This window comes from Micromonospora sp. NPDC005305, assembly GCF_040607315.1.
In the GTDB taxonomy this organism is placed as follows: Bacteria; Actinomycetota; Actinomycetes; order Mycobacteriales; family Micromonosporaceae; genus Micromonospora.
Genome location: NZ_JBEXGL010000007.1, coordinates 261,786 through 279,024, shown reverse-complemented (window position 1 = coordinate 279,024; position 17,239 = coordinate 261,786). Strand labels below are relative to the sequence as shown.

Sequence of the window (17,239 nt, the reverse complement as noted above, 5' to 3'; positions counted from 1 at the left end):
GCCCCTCTATGCACGATGCCCCGCCGCCACCCCTCGACCGACAGGGCATCGGCCGCTCCCGCCGTCGCGCCTTACCAGCGCTCCGACATCAGACTCAACGACGCCCCCAACAGGGGGTTACGCCCGTTCCGCAACATCCCCCGGACGGCTGACGGCCCGCGTCCCGGGCCGGCCGGACGGGCCGGTTTTCCGGGGGCCTCGTGGCACGGAGGTGGCCCGTATGGTGTGCCTGCCCGAACCGCGTTCCCGCGGTCGACGACCCCGCCGGGAGTTCGCCGTGACCCAGCCGCCGTACCCCCAGCCGGACCCCGCGGGCGGCCAGCCCTCGCCGACCCCGCCTCCCGGCGGGTGGCCGGCGCCGCAGCAGGCACCCCCGCCGGGCGCCCCCCATCCGGGCTGGCCCGCTCCGCAGCAGCCCCCGGCGGGTTGGCCGGCCCCGCAGCAGCAGCCGGCACCCGGTTGGCCCGCCCCGCAGCAGCAGCACGGGGCGCCGTACCAGCAGCACGGCGGGCCGTACCAGCAGCACGGCGGGCCGTACCAGCAGCCCGCGCCGGGCTGGCCGGGTGCGCAGCAGGCGTATCACCCCGGTGGCGTCGGGCCGGGGCAGGCGCCCGCCGTGCCGACCGGGAAGCGGATCCCGGAGGACCTGCCGTTCGTGGTGCGGCCGAGCCTGCGCAAGCGGGCGCTGACGCTAGGCCTCGTGACCCTGGTGATCGGCCTGGTGATGGCCTGCCCGATCGGCCTCGCCGCGTCGTCCGAGGGCGGCGGCGCCGGGCTGCTCTTCATCATCCCGGTGGTCATGCTCGTCTTCGCCGTGCCGGTGGGCCTCCAGCTCTGGCTGGTCTCCTCCGGCGGCCCGGTGCTCGCGCTGGGGCCGGCCGGGCTGTGGATCAAGACGCGGCCGACCCGGGGGCAGGCGATCTGGCTGCCGTGGGAGCTGGTCGAGCGGATCTACCTGCGGCGCTGGGGGCTGGAGAAGATGCTCTGCGTGAAGCCCCGGGACCCGCGGGTCGGCAGCGGCCTGGGCGCGTTCACCGCGCTCGATTCCGGGATGCAGCAGGCCTTCTTCGGCACCGGCTTCACGGCCACGGTCAACCACGCCGACCGGAGCGAGGACGAGATCATGCGAGCCGTGGTCGGGTACGCGGCCGGTCGCTGCCGGGTGGGCTGACCCCGGCGCGACGCAGTGGTGGCTGTGCATTACCGCACACCGTGCACCCGCTCGGTTGCCCCCGGTTCCCATCTCGTTAGGCTGCGGCAAATGGCCTGTCTCATCTGATGACAGGCGTCAAACTGATTTTCCAACGCTGGTGGCGGCGCGACGGCGCGCCGCGGAGACGGGACGGGACGCGCAATCGTGGACCTGTACGAGTACCAGGGGCGGGACCTGTTCGAGCGGCACGGCTTGCCCGTGCTCGCCGGCGGCGTCGCCACTACCCCGGAGGAGGCCCGCGCGATCGCCGAGCGCCTCGGCGGCCGGGTTGTCGTCAAGGCGCAGGTGAAGGTCGGCGGCCGCGGCAAGGCCGGTGGCGTGAAGCTGGCCGAGGGCGCGGAGGAGACGGTGGCCCGCGCCACCGACATCCTCGGCATGGACATCAAGGGTCACACGGTCCACAAGGTCATGATCACGGTGACCGCGGACGTGGCCGACGAGTACTACTTCTCGTACCTGCTCGACCGGGCGAACCGCACCTTCCTCTGCATCGCCAGCGTCGCCGGCGGCATGGACATCGAGCAGGTCGCCGCCGAGACCCCCGAGAAGGTCGTCAAGGCTCCGATCGACGCCAACACCGGCGTGGACGAGGCCAAGGCGCGCGAGATCGTCAGCGCGGCCGGCTTCCCGGCCGAGGTCGCCGACCAGGTGGTCGAGGTCGCGGTCAAGCTGTGGCAGGCGTTCGTCGCCGAGGACGCCACGCTGGTCGAGGTGAACCCGCTGGCCACGACCAAGGACGGCAAGCTGCTGCTGCTGGACGCCAAGGTCACCCTCGACGAGAACGCCGCGTTCCGGCACCCGGACCACGAGGCCCTGGTCGACCAGGCGTCGGTGGACCCGCTGGAGCAGGCCGCCAAGGAGAAGGACCTCAACTACGTCAAGCTCGACGGCGAGGTCGGCATCATCGGCAACGGCGCGGGTCTGGTCATGTCCACCCTCGACGTGGTCGCGTACGCGGGTGAGCGGCACGGCGGCGTCAAGCCGGCCAACTTCCTCGACATCGGCGGCGGCGCGAGCGCCGAGGTCATGGCGAACGGCCTGGAGATCGTCCTCTCCGACCCGTCGGTGAAGAGCGTCTTCGTCAACGTCTTCGGCGGCATCACCGCCTGCGACGCGGTCGCCAACGGCATCGTGCAGGCGCTGGCGCTGCTCGAGCAGCGCGGCGAGAAGGCCACCAAGCCGCTCGTCGTCCGCCTCGACGGCAACAACGCCGAGGCCGGTCGGGCGATTCTCGACGGCGCGAACAACCCGCTGATCCAGCGGGTCGACACCATGGACGGCGCGGCCGAGCGGGCCGCCGAGCTGGCAGCTGCGGGGGTCTGACAATGGCTATCTGGCTGACCAAGGACTCCAAGGTCATCGTGCAGGGGATGACCGGTTCCGAGGGTTCCAAGCACACCCGGCGGATGCTCGCCGCCGGCACCAACGTCGTCGGCGGCGTCAACCCGCGCAAGGCGGGCCAGAAGGTCGACTTCGACGGCACTGAGCTGCCGGTCTTCGCGTCCGTCGCGGACGCCATGAAGGAGACCGGGGCGGACGTCACGGTCATCTTCGTGCCGCCGCAGTTCACCAAGGCCGCCGTGGTCGAGGCGATCGACGCCGGCATCGACCTGGCCGTGGTGATCACCGAGGGCGTGCCGGTGCACGACACCGCCGCGTTCTGGGCGTACAACGTGTCCCAGGGCGAGCGGACCCGGATCATCGGCCCGAACTGCCCGGGCATCGCCTCGCCGGGCGCGTCCAACGCCGGCATCATCCCGGCCGACATCACCGGCTCCGGCCGGATCGGCCTGGTCAGCAAGAGCGGCACGCTGACCTACCAGATGATGTACGAGCTGCGCGACATCGGCTTCTCCACCTGCGTCGGCATCGGCGGCGACCCGATCATCGGCACCACGCACATCGACGCCCTGGCCGCCTTCGAGGCGGACCCGGAGACCGACGCGATCGTCATGATCGGTGAGATCGGCGGTGACGCCGAGGAGCGGGCGGCCGAGTTCATCAAGGCCAACGTCACCAAGCCCGTGGTCGGCTACATCGCCGGCTTCACCGCCCCGCCCGGCAAGACCATGGGCCACGCGGGCGCCATCATCTCCGGCTCGGCGGGCACCGCCGACGCCAAGAAGGCGGCGCTGGAGGCGGTCGGCGTGAAGGTCGGCAAGACCCCGACCGAGACCGCCAAGCTGATGCGGGAGATCATGTCCGGCCGCTGAGCGGTCGCATGACGTGCCGAGGGGGTCGACCGGGTCCGGTCGGCCCCCTCACGCTTCCTACCGGTACCAGTAGGGGGTGTAGTAGTTGCCCCGCGTCCGGATGATGGCGCTGGCGATGATGTTGATGACGCCGAACGCGATGGCCAGCCAGCCGAGCAGCGGGGACTTGCCGGAGCGCTTCGCGTCCCGGATCGACAGGTAGCCGAAGACGATGCCCAGGATGCCGCAGCAGAGCAGGCCGGTGATGATCCCCAGGACGCCCCAGAGGGTGGTCCGGTCCCGACCGGCGGCCGGTGGCGGCGGGGGCGGCGGATACGGAGCGTTCACGGCTTCCTCCGAGCGGTCTGTGCCGCGACAGGAAAGGTCGCGTCCTGGGCCGAGGCTAAACCGGATCCGCGCCGCCGAGCCGGTGGATCAGGGAACTCGCCGCGGTCCCGGGGCGGTATCGGACTGCCGTCGCCCGCGCGGCATGCCAGAGTAGAGCCGATGTCACGCGTCACCCCTGACCAGCCCCGCCACCCCGCCGCCGAGGTCACCGCCGACGCCCGGCCGGGCGGCCGTGCCCGGCCGGCGCCGCGGGTGCCCGCGCCCCGGTCGGGGGAGTCGCCGCGCGGCCGGGCCCCACTGCCCGTCGCCGCCGGGGTGGCGGCCCTCTGGGCCGCCGTGACGTCGTGGCTGCCGGTCACCCTGGTGCTCGGCCTGGCCCAGCTCAGCGAGGACGCCGGCTCACTGCCCGGCGCGCTGCGCGCCGGCCTGGTCGGCTGGCTGCTCGGCCACGGCGTGCCGCTGGAGACCTCCGCCGGGCCGCTCGGTCTGGCGCCGCTGGCCCTGACCGCGCTCGCCGTCTGGCGGCTCACCCGCGCCGGGGTACACGTCAGCCGGGCCGTCGGCGCGCGGGGCAACCGTTCGCCCGGGCGGGCGCTCACCGTCGCGGTCGCGGTCGGCATCGCGTACGGGCTGCTCGGCGCCCTCGCGGCGATCGCGGTCGGCGCGGGCGGGTTGCGGGTGTCCCCGCTCCGGGCCGGGGTGACCTTCGCGGTCCTCGGCGGGCTCGCCGCCCTGGTCGGCGCGCTGCGGACCACCGGCGTCTGGGTCCTGCTGGCCCGCCGTTCCCCGGCGGCGCTGCGCGACGGGCTGCGCACCGGGCTGGTCGCCGGCCTGCTGCTGTTCGGCGCGGGCGCCGGGGCGGCCGGGCTGGCCGTGGCCACCGGGGGCGGCGACGCGGCCGACATGATCGGGGCGTACCGGACCGGGGTGGCCGGTCAGGCGGGCATCACCCTGGTCAGCCTCGCCTACGCGCCGAACGCCACGGTCTGGTCGGTCAGTTACCTGCTCGGTCCGGGGTTCGCCGTCGGCACCGACACCGCCGTGCAGACCAGCGAGGTCTCCGTCGGCGCGCTGCCGGCCGTACCGTTGCTGGCCGGTCTGCCGCGGGGCCCGGTGGACGGGCTGGGCGCCGCGCTGCTCGCGGTGCCGGTGCTGGCCGCGATGGCGGCCGGCTGGCTGCTGGCCCGGCGGCTGCTGCGGCTCGCGGCCGAGGACCGCGCGCCGGTCGGGTGGTCCACCCTGCTCGTTCCGGCGGCGCTCGCCGGCCCGGTCGCGGGGCTGCTGCTCGGCCTGGCCGCGGCGGCGTCCGGCGGCCCGCTCGGCGGCGGCCGGCTCGCCGACATCGGTCCGTCGGCCTGGCCGGTGGCCGGCGTGGCCACCCTGGTGATCGCCGTCGGGACCGTCCTCGGCGCCGCGGCCGGCCGCAGCCTCACCCGCACCCCGGCCCGCACCCCCACCCCGCCGCGTCCCGGCCCCACGTCGCGTTGATCAAGAAGTTCGCGTCACGGCAGCGCCGGATCACGACGCAAACCTCTTGATCAGCAACTCCGGGGGCGCCGGGAACGGGCGAGGGGGCGGCCGGCACGCCGGACGCCCCCTCGTCGGAACCCGTCAGGAACCGAGGTTGCTCAGGTTGATCGCGGCGCCGGCGATGGCGTTGATGATGCCGATGACCACGCCGATGCCGCCGCAGATGAGGGCGGCCTTGACCTGGCCGGCGTTGCTGGCCTCGCCCGCCTGGACCTTCTTCTGGCCCATGAAGCCCAGCACGATGCCGGCGATGCCGGCCGGGATGCCGATGATCGGGCAGCAGAGGCCGAGCACGATCGAGGCGATACCGGCGATCATGCCGATCAGGCCGAGCGTGTTGTTCTGGCCGCCGCCGGTCGGGTGACCGGCCTGCGGGTACTGGGGCGCGGCGCCGTACGGCTGCTGCTGCTGCGCGTACGGGTCCTGGCCGTAGGGCTGGCCGGAGGTCGGCTGGCCGTACGGCTGGCCCGAGGCCGGCTGCTGCCCGTACTGCGGCGCCTGCGGCGGCTGGCCGTACGGGTCCTGCCCGTACGGCTGCCCCGAGGTGGGCTGCTGCCCGTACTGCGGGGCCTGCGGCGGCTGGCCGTAAGGGTCGTACTGCGGGGAGGTCGGGTCCTGGTTCGGCTGCTGGCCGTGCGGGTCCTGACCGGGGTAACCGGGCTGCATGTGCGGAGCGCTCCTCAAAGTGGGGGTCGACGGTCCATGGTCGGTTGTTGCCGCTCATCATTCCGCCCGGACACGGGACGCCGCGGCACACGGGCCCGGGACCAAGGTCAGTCACGATGCCGACGCCGGGCCGGGCGTACGCACGGCACCGGGCGACGGCAGCGTATCGTGCCGGCGCCACGAGGGAGATCACCAGCGGCGGCGCGGCCCGAGCGTGGGACACCGCCGCAGGCCCGATAGGGTTGCCGCGTGACCGAGCCCGCGTCCGTCGCCCGCCTCGTCGTCCTCGTCTCCGGCTCCGGCAGCAACCTCCAGGCGTTGCTGGACGCCGCCGCCGACCCCGCGTACGGGGCACGGGTGGTGGCCGTGGGCGCCGACCGCGACGGGATCGCGGGCCTGGACCGGGCCGCCGCAGCCGGTGTGCCGACCTTCGTGGAGCGGCTGAAGGACCACCCGACCCGCGCGGACTGGGACAAGGCGCTGACCGCCCGGGTCGCCGAGCACCGGCCGGACCTGGTCATCAGCGCCGGCTTCCTCAAGCTCGTCGGCCCGCAGTTCCTGGCCGCGTTCGGGGACCGCTACCTCAACACGCACAACACCCTGCTGCCGGCGTTCCCCGGCATCCACGGCCCGCGGGACGCACTCGCGTACGGCGTGAAGGTCACCGGGGCCACCCTGTTCTTCGTCGACGCCGGAATGGACACCGGCCCGATCGTCGCCCAGGTCGCGGTGCCGGTGCGGGACGACGACGACGTGGAGACGCTCACCGAGCGCATCAAGTCGGCCGAGCGGCGCCAGCTCGTCGAGCAGGTCGGTCGGCTGGTCCGTGAAGGTTGGACGATCACCGGCAGAAAGGTCACCGTTCCGTGAGTGCCACTGAGGACGCCCGCCGCCCGATCAGGCGGGCGCTGGTCAGCGTCTACGACAAGACCGGCCTGGTCGAGCTGGCCCGGGCCCTGCACGAGGCGGGGGTGGAGATCGTCTCGACCGGCAGCACCGCGTCGACGATCTCCGGCGCGGGCGTGCCGGTGACCCCGGTCGAGCAGGTGACCGGCTTCCCGGAGATCCTCGACGGCCGGGTGAAGACGCTGCACCCGAAGATCCACGGCGGTCTCCTCGCCGACCTGCGCAAGGACGCGCACGCCGCCCAGCTCGACGAACACGGGATCGCCGGCATCGACCTGCTGGTCTCCAACCTCTACCCGTTCCAGGCCACGGTCGCCTCCGGCGCGGGCCAGGACGAGTGTGTCGAGCAGATCGACATCGGCGGTCCGGCGATGGTGCGGGCCGCGGCCAAGAACCACGCCTCGGTGGCCGTGGTGACCGACCCGGCGGCGTACCCGGCGCTGCGGGACGCGCTCGCCGAGGGCGGCTTCACCCTGGCCCAGCGCCGGGCCCTCGCGGCCCGCGCGTTCGCCGACATCGCCGACTACGACGTGGCCGTCGCCGAGTGGTTCGCCCGGGAGCTGGCGCCGGCCGCTGACGGGTGGCCGGCGTTCGCCGGGCTGGCGCTGCGCCGCCAGGCGGTGCTGCGCTACGGCGAGAACCCGCACCAGGCGGCCGCCCTCTACGCCGACCCGGCCAGCCCGGCCGGCCTCGCCCAGGCCGAGCAGCTGCACGGCAAGGAGATGTCCTACAACAACTACGTCGACGCCGACGCCGCCTGGCGGGCCGCGAACGACTTCCCCGAGCAGCCGGCGGTGGCGATCATCAAGCACGCCAACCCGTGCGGCATCGCGGTCGGGGCGGACGTGGCTGAGGCGCACCGCCGGGCGCACGCCTGTGACCCGGTGTCCGCGTACGGCGGGGTGATCGCGGTCAACCGGCCGGTCTCGGTGGAGCTGGCCCGGCAGGTGGCGGAGATCTTCACCGAGGTGCTGGTGGCGCCCGGCTTCGACGAGGGCGCCCTGGAGGTCCTCCGGGCGAAGAAGAACATCCGCCTGCTGCGGGCCCCCGGGTTCGACCCGCTGCCGGCCGAGTGGCGGCAGGTCACCGGTGGTGTGCTGGTGCAGCTGCGGGACCGGATCGACGCCGCGGGCGACGACCCGGCGAACTGGACGCTGGCCACCGGCGAGGCGGCCGACGAGGCCACCCTCCGCGACCTGGCGTTCGCCTGGCGGGCGGTCCGGGCGGTGAAGAGCAACGCGATCCTGCTGGCCCGGGAGGGCGCCACCGTCGGCGTCGGCATGGGCCAGGTCAACCGGGTCGACTCGGCGCAGCTCGCGGTGAGCCGGGCCGGCGCCGAGCGCGCCCGCGGCTCGGTCTGCGCCTCGGACGCGTTCTTCCCGTTCGCAGACGGCCCGAAGATCCTCATCGAGGCGGGCGTCCGGGCGATCGTCCAGCCCGGCGGCTCGATCCGCGACGAGGAGACCATCGCCGCCTGCAAGGAGGCCGGTGTGACCATGTACCTCACCGGCACCCGGCACTTCTTCCACTGACCGCGGACCCGGAGCGGGGGGCGCGGCCGACAGGCCGTGCCCCCGTTTCACATTGTGTCGTCCCGATGCCCAGATGGTGTCACGTCGACACGGCTGACCAGCCGATGTGCGACCGCCCACCGTTGCCCGCCCGCAATTGTTGTTGCTAGCGTGGCGCCAGCGATCGATCCATCCCGTTGTCTCCGCTGGCCGCAGCGGCCCCCGTCCGACAGGTGTCCCCATGCGCGTGCTCGACCGGTTGACCGCCGTCGCCGTCGCGCTGGCGTTCGTCCTAGCCGGTCTGGGCGTGCCCGCCCACGCGGAGACCCTCGAAGCCGGCGCGGCGGGCACGGCCGCCCAGCGGTCGATCATGCACGACGGGCACGCGCCGTCGGAGCTGCGGACGGAGTTCTCCGGCGGACCCCGCGGTGACCACGTCGCCGGCGTCGCCTCCGGCGACGGACCGGACGATCTCCTCCTGGTCGCGCCCCCGCGGGTCGCCGACGTGGCCGGGTTTGCCGTCGCGGCCGTCCGCTACCGGCCGCCCGCCGTCCCGTCGCCGTCGCCGTCGCTCCCACCCGGGCCCCGCCGGCCGGCGTCTGATCCCACCCCGGTAGATCCCGGTGTCGCCCCGGCGGCACCGCGGCCGACCCTGGCGTCCCGTCCGATGACGACACGGGGACGCCTTCCGCCACGCCGCGCACGCCGCCGCCCGGTGGCCCCGTGCCCCCTTCCTCCGGGGCACGGGGCTGCGGGACCGACGGGTCAGGCGCCGGGGCGTACCTCGGCGAAGTGGCAGGCCGAGGGGTGCGGGTCGGCCGCGCGCAGCACCGCGTGCGGCTCCTGGGTGGCGCAGACCTCCTGCGCCTTCCAGCAGCGGGTGCGGAACCGGCAGCCCGAGGGCGGGTCGGCCGGGCTGGGCACGTCGCCGGTGAGCCGGATGATGGTGCGTTCCTCGCGGGCGTCCGGGTCGGGCACCGGCACTGCGGACAGCAGCGCCTGGGTGTACGGGTGGGTGGCCCGCTCGTAGATCTCCTCCTCGGTGCCGATCTCCACGATCTTGCCGAGGTACATGACCGCGACCCGGTCGGCGATGTGCCGGACCACCGACAGGTCGTGCGCGATGAAGATGTACGACAGCCCGAACTCGTCCTGGAGCTGCTCCAGCAGGTTGATGACCTGGGCCTGGATGGAGACGTCCAGGGCGGAGACCGGCTCGTCGCAGACGATCACCTCGGGGCGCAGGGCGAGCGCCCGGGCGATGCCGATGCGCTGCCGCTGGCCGCCGGAGAACTGGTGCGGGTAGCGGTTGATGTGCTCGGGGTTGAGACCGACCACGTCCAGCAGCTCCTGCACCCGCCGCTGCCGGCTGCCCTTCGGCGCCGCCTCCGGGTGGATCTGGAACGGCTCGCCGATGATGTCGCCGACCGTCATGCGCGGGTTCAGCGAGGTGTACGGGTCCTGCATCACCATCTGCATGTTGCGGCGCAGCCGGCGCAGCTCCGAGCCGGACGCCTTCAACAGGTCCCGGCCCTCCAGGGTGGCCCGGCCCGAGGTCGGCGTCTCCAGGCGCATGAGCAGCCGGGCCAGCGTGGACTTGCCGCAGCCGGACTCGCCGACCACGCCGAGTGTCTCGCCGCGGCGCAGCTCGAAGCTGACCCCGTCGACCGCCTTGACCGCGCCGATCTGCTTCTGGAACAGCACGCCCCGGTTGATCGGGAAGTGCTTCACCAGGTTGTCGACGGAGAGGATCGTCTCGCCGCGGACCTTGGTCGGGCTAGCGGGCGCTGTCATCACGGACCTCCTGCGCGAAGTGGCACGCGCTGGTCCGGCCGTCGCCGAGGACCAGGTCGTGCGGCACCACGTCCACGCAGACCTGCTGCACGTACGGGCACCGGGGGTGGAACGGGCAGCCGGAGGGAATCCGCATGAGGTTCGGCGGCAACCCCTTGATCGTCGACAGCGCCTGGCCGCGGACGTCCATGCGCGGGATCGACTCCAGCAACCCCTTGGTGTACGGGTGGGCCGGCGCCCGGTACAGCGAGCGCACGTCGGCGTGCTCGACGATCCGGCCGGCGTACATGACGGCGATGCGGTCCGCGACGCCGGCGACCACGCCGAGGTCGTGGGTGATCAGGATCATCGCCATGTTCAGGTCGCGGCGCAGGTCGGCCAGCAGGTCCATGATCTGGGCCTGCACGGTGACGTCGAGCGCCGTGGTCGGCTCGTCGGCGATGAGCACCTTCGGGTCGAGGGCGAGCGCCATGGCGATCATGACGCGCTGCCGCATGCCCCCGGAGAACTGGTGCGGGTAGTCGCCGAGCCGCTTCGCCGCGGCCGGGATCTTCACGAGGTCCATGAGCTCGACGGCCCGCCGGCGGGCGTCGCCCCGGGACATCCCCTCGCGCTGGCGCAGCGTCTCGCCGATCTGCCAGCCGACCGGGAAGACCGGGTTCAACGCGGAGAGCGCGTCCTGGAAGATCATCGCGATCTCCTTGCCGCGCACCTGCCGGCGCTGCTCCTCGGACTGGGTCAGCAGGTCCCGGCCCTGGTAGAGGATCTGGCCGGAGCGAACGTGCGCCGGGGGCGTGTCCAGGATGCCCATGATCGCCTGGGCGGTGACGGACTTGCCGGAGCCGGACTCCCCGAGCACGGCCAGGGTCTCGCCCGCGTCGAGGTGGTAGGTCACCCCGTTGATCACCTTGGCCACGCCCTCGGTCGTGCGGAACTCGACGTGCAGGTCCCGTACCTCGAGCAGGTGGCCACCGGGCGGGGTGGGGGAGGCCGGCGTGGGCCGGACCGCGGACTGGCTCATGAGGTTCTCACCGCAGCTTCGGGTCGAAGGCGTCGCGGATCGCGTCGCCCAGCATGATGAAGGCGAGCACGGTCAGCGCCAGGAAGGCGGACGGCACGATCAGCGGGGTCGCCGACTCGCGCATGTGGATGCGGCCGGTGTCGATGTCCTGGCCCCAGGAGATGGTCGGGGCCTTCAGGCCGATGCCGAGGAAGCTCAGCGTCGCCTCGGCGGCGATGAAGGAGCCGAGCGCGATGGTGAGCACCACGATCGCCGGGGCGAGCGCGTTCGGCAGGATGTGCCGCCACATGATCCGGCCGTTGCTGGCGCCGAGCATGCGGGCCGCCGCGACGTAGTCCTGCTCCTTCGCGGTGATCACCGAGGAGCGGACGACCCGCGCCGCGGTGGTCCAGCCGAGCACCGCCAGCACGAAGATCACCGCGAACAGCCGGACGTTGTCGCTGCTGGTGCTCAGCCGCTTGAGCAGCACGATCGCGGCGAGCAGCAGCGGGATGCCGAGCACGATGTCGATCACGCGGGAGAGCACCGCGTCCACCCAGCCGCCGAAGTAGCCGGCGAGCATGCCGACGACCAGCGCGATCACGCCGGTGGCCAGCGCGGCGAGCGCACCGACCAGCAGCGAGGCCCGGGTGCCGTAGACCGCCCGGGCGTAGACGTCGCAGCCCTGGAAGTCGTACCCCAGGATGGCCCCGCCGGACGGCGCGGCGTGCTGCCGGGAGAGCAGACAGTCGCGCGGGTCGTTGGCCGTGAACAGCGACGGCACCGCGGCCATCGCGGTGATCAGCACGACCAGGCCCAGGCTGACCCAGAAGATCGGGTTGCGGCGCAGGTCCCGCCAGGCGTCGCCGGCCAGGCTGCGCGGCTTCTGCGGCTCGCCGACCCGGTTGGGCGTGCCGGGCTCGCCGGACACACCCCGCCGCGCGGCCTGGTCCTCCGTGGCCGCCACAGTCTCGAAATCACTCATGCCCGCACCTCGCTCGGCTCGGCGCGGTCATGAGCGACCCGGCACACTGCGCTGACGATTCGTTCGCTGCGCTCACTCATAGCGGATCCTCGGGTCGAGTACGGCGTAGAGCACGTCCACCACCAGGTTGGAGATCAGGTAGACCACGACGAGCACGCTCACGATGCCGACCACCAGTGGGCCGTCCTCGGTGCGGATGCCGCGAAAGAGGTTGAAGCCCACGCCGGGGATGTTGAAGACGCCCTCGGTGATGATCGCGCCGCTCATCAGGTTGCCCAGCTCGACGCCGAGGAAGGTGACCACCGGGATGAGCGAGTTGCGCAGCACGTGCACGCTGACGATCCGGCGCTTGACCAGGCCCTTCGACCGGGCGGTCCGGACGTAGTCGGCGCGCAGGTTCTCCGCCACCGAGGTGCGGGTCAGCCGCAGGGCGGTGGCCAGGGACAGCGAGCCGAGCACGATGCCGGGCAGCAGCAGCGCGTAGAAGCTCGGTTGGGTCCCGGCGGTGGGCGGGAAGAGCTGCCACTTGACGCCGAGGAAGTACTGCGCGAGCGGCGCCAGGACGATGGTCGGGATGCCCAGCACCAGCAGGGTGAGCACCAGCGTCGAGTTGTCGAAGATGCCGGCCCGCCGGATGCCGGCGATGACGCCGGCCGTGACGCCGAAGACGATGGCCACGGCGAGCGCGATGAGCGCCAGCCGCACCGTGACGGGCCAGGCCTGCTGGAGGATGTCCCCGATCTGCCGGCCGGTGAGCGACTGGCCCAGGTCGCCCTGGAGCAGGTTCTTGACGTAGTCGAGGTACCGGTAGAAGAAGCCGCCCACGCCGGTCTGGTCCAGGTGGTACTTCTGCGTGAGGTATGCCCGCTGGGCTGCCGTCACCGGCCGCTCCCCGGCGAGGGCCTGGATCGGGTCGCCCTGTCCGGCGAACATCAGCGCGTAGACGATCAGCGTGGTCCCGAAGAACGCGAGGACCATCTGCAGGAGGCGCCGCAGGATGAAGCGGAACATGCTGTCCAGTCTCTCCGGAAAAACGCGAATGGGGCGCTGGATGACATCTCTGGCGTACCGGAAGTTGGCGGCCGGCGCCCTCCGGCCCGGGCCGCGACGTGCTCGGGCCACCCGGGTCGCCCCGGGTGGCCCGTGCCACGGTCAGCTCAGCCGGCCGCCTCGATCTTGACGAGGTTGACCCGCTGGAACAGGTCCATCTGGACGTTCTTGACCTTGCTGGAGTGCCCGTACACGTTCTCGCCGAAGCGGAGCGGGATCACCGGCATGTCCTTGGCCAGGATGTCCTCGGCCTGCTGGTACTTCTTGATCGCCTCTGCCTGGGTGGGCGCGGCCGCGCCCTCCTTGACCAGGCGGTCGAACTCCGGGTTGCTGTAGCCGTAGTAGTTCGACGAACCGTTGGTGCTGTACAGCGGGCCGAGGTAGTCCTCCATGGACGGGTAGTCCATGACCCAGCCCATCCGGAACAGACCCACCGGCTGCTTCTTCTCGACCTTGGTCAGCAGGTCGGCGAACTTCGGCTCGGCGGAGCCGACGCAGTCGACGCCCAGGTTGGCCTTGAGCTGGTTGCAGGTCGCGTCGACCCAGTCCTTGTGACCGCCGTCCCCGTTGTAGGAGATGGTGATCTTCGACGGGCCGCCGGCGGCCTGGTAGAGCTTCTTGGCCTCGGCCGGGTTGAACTGGCCCGCGGCGCCCGTGGTGTTGTCCCGGTAGCCCGGCAGGACCGGCGAGACGAACGAGCGGGCCGACTGCTGCGAACCCTTGAAGATCGACTTGGTGATCTCGTCACGGTCGATCGCCATCGAGATCGCCTTGCGCACGTCCGGCTTGCTGTAGTCCTTCTCGAACGTGGGGAAGGCCAGGAACTGGAACGACGACATGGGGCTGGTCTGGTAGTTGTCGCCCAGGTCGCTCGGCGCGGTGCTCAGGTTCTCGGTCGGGATCGTCGGCAGCACGTCGAGGTTGTCCGACTGCAGGTCCGAGTACGCCGCGGTGAGCTGCTGGTACACCCGGAACTCGACGTCCTTCACCTTGGGCTTCTCGCCCGGGTACGCGTCGTAGCGCTCGACGTCGAGCTTGCTGTCGTGCTGCCAGGTGCCCTTCATCTTGAACGGACCCTGGCCGATCGGCGCCTGCTCGTACGAGTCGTTGAGCACGCCCGGCGCGGAGAACGCGGCCTTCGGCAGCGGGTAGAACGCGGTGTAGCCGAGCATGGACTTGAAGTCGATGTACGGCTCGGCAAGCGTCACCTGGAAGGACTGGTCGTCCAGCTTCTTCAGGCCGGACATCGTCTTGGCCTTCGGCTTCTCGCCCTGCAGGTCCTGGTAGCCCGCGATCTTCTCGAAGAAGTAGCTGGCGCCCTGGCCGTTGGGCGCGTACGCGCCGTAGTTCCAGGCGTTGATGTAGTCGTCGGACGTGACCTTCTCACCGTTGTGGAAGGTGAACCCGTCCTTGAGCGCGATCGTCCAGACCTTGTTGTTGTCGGACGGCGTCACCGACTTGGCCGCGACCTCGTACGGCTTGTTCTGCGCGTCGTAGTCGACGAGCGGGCTGAACAGGCCGGCGAGCACCTGCGAGCCGGACGTTTCGGTGGTGTTGGTCGGAACCAGGTGCTGCGGCTCGGAAATCTGGATACTGACCGCCGCGTCCTGGCCGCCGCCACTCGATCCGCCGTCCCCGCCGCTGCCGCAGGCCGCCAGGCCCAGCGTCACCACGAGCGGGAGGGCGGTCCAGGCGGCGAGTCTACGAACCCGCATGAACTCTCCTCATCTCCTCATGCTGCGCAGTCAGGCCCGGCGCTGGGTGACGCTACGCAACGAGCGGTAACGGTAGGTCGCGATCCGCCCCGTCGACAACGACCGCGTTGCGAACCGATAACGGAACGTGCCGCCAGGGGTGGTCGGCGCCTGGCTGGCGTGCTACAGAGCTGGCCCCTCAGGGAGCCGGCCAGGGCTTTCGCGCCACTCGGCCGCGCCTTCCGGTGGGGTCGCGGTGCGCTCGGGGGGATGAGCCGGCCGTGTCCGGCCCATCCCGTCCGGTGCCCGCCCGTCCGTTCCGGCGTGTGGTGCACTCCACATTTGGTGACTGTCCGTGACTTAACCCACGTCACGGTTCGTCACCCTTCGCCGTCGTCGGCCGGCCGGGCGCGGGGCGTGAGACGATCCAGTCGTGACGGCGACGATCCTGGACGGCAAGGCGACCGCGGCGGAGATCAAGGACGAACTGCGGACACGGGTCAAGGCGCTGGCGGAGCGCGGCATCACGCCCGGGCTCGGCACGGTCCTCGTGGGCGAGGACCCCGGCTCGCAGGCGTACGTCAACGGCAAGCACCGCGACTGCGCCGAGGTGGGCATCGCCTCGATCCGTCGCGAGCTGCCCGCCGACGCCACCCAGGAGCAGCTCGACGCGGTGCTGACCGAGCTGAACGCCGACCCGGGCTGCCACGGCTACATCGTCCAGCTGCCGCTCCCGGCCCACCTGGACACCCAGCGGGCGCTGGAGATGATCGACCCGGACAAGGACGCCGACGGCCTGCACCCGGTCAACCTGGGCCGGCTCGTGCTCGGTTACGACGCCCCGCTGCCCTGCACCCCGCGCGGCATCGTCGAGTTGCTCCGCCGGCACGACGTGCCGCTGCGCGGCGCGAAGGTCGCGCTGGTCGGCCGGGGCAACACCGTGGGCCGGCCGCTCGGCCTGCTGCTCACGAGGCGCAGCGAGAACGCCACCGTGACCCTCTGCCACACCGGCACCCTGGACCTCGCGGCGCAGACCCGTGAGGCCGACATCGTCATCGTCGCGGCCGGCGTGCCGGGGCTGCTCACGGTCGACATGGTCAACCCGGGCGCGACAGTGGTCGACGTGGGCATCACCCGGGTGATCGGGTCCGACGGCAAGGGCCGCTACACCGGCGACGTCGACCCCGAGGTGACCGAGGTGGCCGGCAAGCTGGTGCCGATGCCCGGCGGGGTCGGTCCGATGACCCGGGCCATGCTGCTGACCAACGTCGTGGAGCGGGCGGAGCGGCAGGACTGAGCCGCCCAGGCATGTCATAACCGTCCGCCCCTGGCCCGATCGGTGCCAGGATGGCTGATACGGTCCGGAAAACCGACTGGTATCAGGGAGTGGGACGACCATGGGTAAGAAGGTCACTGTCGTCGGGGCCGGCTTCTACGGCTCCACCACCGCACAGCGCCTGGCCGAGTACGACGTCTTCGACACCGTCGTGATCACCGACATCGTGGAGGGCAAGCCGGCGGGTCTCGCGCTGGACCTCAACCAGTCCCGCGCCGTCGAGGGCTTCGAGACCAAGGTCGTCGGCGTCACCACCGGGCCGAACGGAGAGGGCTACGAGGCCATCGAGGGTTCGGACGTCGTCGTCATCACCGCCGGCCTGCCCCGCAAGCCGGGCATGAGCCGCATGGACCTGCTGGCGACCAACGCCAAGATCGTGCGTCAGGTCGCCGAGAACGTCGCCAAGTACGCCCCGAACGCCGTCGTCATCGTCGTCTCCAACCCGCTCGACGAGATGACCGCGCTGGCCCAGCTCGCCACCCAGTTCCCGAAGAACCGGGTGCTCGGCCAGGCCGGCATGCTGGACACCGCCCGCTTCACCAACTTCGTGGCCGAGGCGCTGAACGTCCCGGTGAAGTCGGTGAAGACCCTGACCCTGGGCTCGCACGGCGACACCATGGTGCCGGTCCCCTCGAAGAGCACCGTGGACGGCAAGCCGCTGCGCGAGGCCATGCCGGCCGAGCAGATCGAGGAGCTGGTCGTCAAGACCCGCAACGGCGGCGCCGAGGTCGTCGCGCTGCTGAAGACCGGCTCGGCGTACTACGCCCCGTCGGCCGCCGCCGCCCGGATGGCCAAGGCCGTCGCCGAGGACTCCGGCGAGGTCATGCCGGTCTGCGCCTGGGTCGACGGGCAGTACGGCATCTCCGGCGTCTACCTGGGCGTCGAGGCCGAGATCGGCGCCGAGGGCGTCAAGCGGGTCGTCGAGACCGACCTGGACGCCGACGAGCTGGCCGCCCTCAAGGAGGCCGCCGAGGCCGTCCGCGCGAAGCAGGCCGACGTCGCCTCCATGTGACC

At 72.1% G+C, this 17,239-nt stretch carries 15 protein-coding genes; 8 read left to right on the top strand and 7 right to left on the bottom strand.

Annotation, left to right across the window (positions count from 1 at the left end; genetic code table 11):
- Positions 1-277: 277 nt before the first annotated feature.
- The 3 genes from ABZS80_RS15115 to sucD all read left to right on the top strand — a co-directional run bounded on the left by ABZS80_RS15115 (position 278) and on the right by sucD (position 3,426).
- On the top strand, positions 278-1,171 hold the full coding sequence (locus tag ABZS80_RS15115; RefSeq protein WP_355056240.1) for a hypothetical protein: 894 nt from the start codon (positions 278-280) through the stop codon (positions 1,169-1,171).
- A 186-nt stretch (positions 1,172-1,357) separates the two neighbouring features.
- A complete protein-coding gene (gene sucC, locus ABZS80_RS15110) occupies positions 1,358-2,536 on the top strand; it encodes an ADP-forming succinate--CoA ligase subunit beta (RefSeq protein WP_151465740.1) in 1,179 nt (392 codons plus the stop codon).
- A gap of 2 nt (positions 2,537-2,538) precedes the next feature.
- On the top strand, positions 2,539-3,426 hold the full coding sequence (gene sucD / locus ABZS80_RS15105; RefSeq protein ID WP_151465738.1) for a succinate--CoA ligase subunit alpha: 888 nt from the start codon (positions 2,539-2,541) through the stop codon (positions 3,424-3,426).
- A 57-nt stretch (positions 3,427-3,483) separates the two neighbouring features.
- On the opposite strand, the gene ABZS80_RS15100 is transcribed toward sucD, so the two are convergent.
- Positions 3,484-3,753 carry a DUF2207 domain-containing protein gene (locus ABZS80_RS15100; protein WP_151465736.1) on the bottom strand — a complete coding sequence of 90 codons (270 nt, stop codon included), beginning with the start codon at positions 3,751-3,753 and terminating at the stop codon, positions 3,484-3,486.
- Between the two features lie 159 nt (positions 3,754-3,912).
- On the opposite strand from ABZS80_RS15100, the gene ABZS80_RS15095 reads away from it, so the two are divergent.
- Positions 3,913-5,241, top strand: coding sequence for a DUF6350 family protein (locus ABZS80_RS15095; protein WP_355056239.1), 1,329 nt, complete (start codon positions 3,913-3,915; stop codon positions 5,239-5,241).
- Positions 5,242-5,364: 123 nt separating this feature from the next.
- Here the strand turns inward: ABZS80_RS15095 and ABZS80_RS15090 are convergent, their stop codons facing one another.
- A complete protein-coding gene (locus ABZS80_RS15090; RefSeq protein WP_355056238.1) occupies positions 5,365-5,949 on the bottom strand; it encodes a hypothetical protein in 585 nt (194 codons plus the stop codon).
- 249 nt (positions 5,950-6,198) lie between these two features.
- Between ABZS80_RS15090 and purN the strand changes: the two genes are divergently transcribed.
- Both purN and purH read left to right on the top strand, forming a co-directional pair.
- On the top strand, positions 6,199-6,819 hold the full coding sequence (purN, locus tag ABZS80_RS15085) for a phosphoribosylglycinamide formyltransferase (RefSeq protein WP_151465712.1): 621 nt from the start codon (positions 6,199-6,201) through the stop codon (positions 6,817-6,819).
- The gene (purH, locus tag ABZS80_RS15080; RefSeq protein ID WP_355056237.1) at positions 6,816-8,387 is read left to right on the top strand and encodes a bifunctional phosphoribosylaminoimidazolecarboxamide formyltransferase/IMP cyclohydrolase; all 1,572 of its coding nucleotides are present in this window, start codon (positions 6,816-6,818) and stop codon (positions 8,385-8,387) included. The genes purN and purH overlap by 4 nt, the downstream gene beginning before the upstream one ends.
- Positions 8,388-9,131: 744 nt before the next feature.
- On the opposite strand, the gene ABZS80_RS15075 is transcribed toward purH, so the two are convergent.
- The 5 genes from ABZS80_RS15075 to ABZS80_RS15055 form a co-directional block, all read right to left on the bottom strand.
- Positions 9,132-10,160, bottom strand: a complete 1,029-nt coding sequence (locus ABZS80_RS15075; RefSeq protein WP_151465502.1) for a dipeptide ABC transporter ATP-binding protein — start codon at positions 10,158-10,160, stop codon at positions 9,132-9,134.
- Positions 10,144-11,181 carry an ABC transporter ATP-binding protein gene (locus ABZS80_RS15070; protein WP_355056236.1) on the bottom strand — a complete coding sequence of 346 codons (1,038 nt, stop codon included), beginning with the start codon at positions 11,179-11,181 and terminating at the stop codon, positions 10,144-10,146. Before ABZS80_RS15070 ends, ABZS80_RS15075 begins: the two co-directional genes overlap by 17 nt.
- 7 nt (positions 11,182-11,188) lie before the next feature.
- Positions 11,189-12,145 (bottom strand): ABC transporter permease, encoded by a 957-nt coding sequence (locus tag ABZS80_RS15065; protein ID WP_355056235.1) that lies wholly within the window; start codon positions 12,143-12,145, stop codon positions 11,189-11,191.
- Positions 12,146-12,217: 72 nt separating this feature from the next.
- Complete coding sequence (locus tag ABZS80_RS15060) at positions 12,218-13,156, bottom strand: ABC transporter permease (RefSeq protein ID WP_262283150.1); 939 nt, start codon at positions 13,154-13,156, stop codon at positions 12,218-12,220.
- A gap of 146 nt (positions 13,157-13,302) precedes the next feature.
- Entirely contained in the window at positions 13,303-14,910 is a 1,608-nt protein-coding gene (locus tag ABZS80_RS15055; RefSeq protein ID WP_355056234.1) for an ABC transporter substrate-binding protein, read from the bottom strand.
- Between the two features lie 412 nt (positions 14,911-15,322).
- On the opposite strand from ABZS80_RS15055, the gene ABZS80_RS15050 reads away from it, so the two are divergent.
- Complete coding sequence (locus ABZS80_RS15050) at positions 15,323-16,186, top strand: bifunctional methylenetetrahydrofolate dehydrogenase/methenyltetrahydrofolate cyclohydrolase (RefSeq protein ID WP_355056233.1); 864 nt, start codon at positions 15,323-15,325, stop codon at positions 16,184-16,186.
- A 100-nt stretch (positions 16,187-16,286) separates the two neighbouring features.
- Complete coding sequence (mdh, locus tag ABZS80_RS15045; RefSeq protein ID WP_355056232.1) at positions 16,287-17,237, top strand: malate dehydrogenase; 951 nt, start codon at positions 16,287-16,289, stop codon at positions 17,235-17,237.
- Positions 17,238-17,239 lie beyond the last annotated feature (2 nt).

Coding starts and splice junctions, on each gene's coding strand:
- ABZS80_RS15065 (WP_355056235.1), bottom strand. CDS start 12,145: ATGAGTGATTTCGAGACTGTGGCGGCCACGGAGGACCAGGCCGCGCGG.
- ABZS80_RS15075 (WP_151465502.1), bottom strand. CDS start 10,160: ATGACAGCGCCCGCTAGCCCGACCAAGGTCCGCGGCGAGACGATCCTC.
- ABZS80_RS15095 (WP_355056239.1), top strand. CDS start 3,913: ATGTCACGCGTCACCCCTGACCAGCCCCGCCACCCCGCCGCCGAGGTC.
- ABZS80_RS15070 (WP_355056236.1), bottom strand. CDS start 11,181: ATGAGCCAGTCCGCGGTCCGGCCCACGCCGGCCTCCCCCACCCCGCCC.
- ABZS80_RS15090 (WP_355056238.1), bottom strand. CDS start 5,949: ATGCAGCCCGGTTACCCCGGTCAGGACCCGCACGGCCAGCAGCCGAAC.
- ABZS80_RS15060 (WP_262283150.1), bottom strand. CDS start 13,156: ATGTTCCGCTTCATCCTGCGGCGCCTCCTGCAGATGGTCCTCGCGTTC.
- sucD (WP_151465738.1), top strand. CDS start 2,539: ATGGCTATCTGGCTGACCAAGGACTCCAAGGTCATCGTGCAGGGGATG.
- mdh (WP_355056232.1), top strand. CDS start 16,287: ATGGGTAAGAAGGTCACTGTCGTCGGGGCCGGCTTCTACGGCTCCACC.
- ABZS80_RS15055 (WP_355056234.1), bottom strand. CDS start 14,910: ATGCGGGTTCGTAGACTCGCCGCCTGGACCGCCCTCCCGCTCGTGGTG.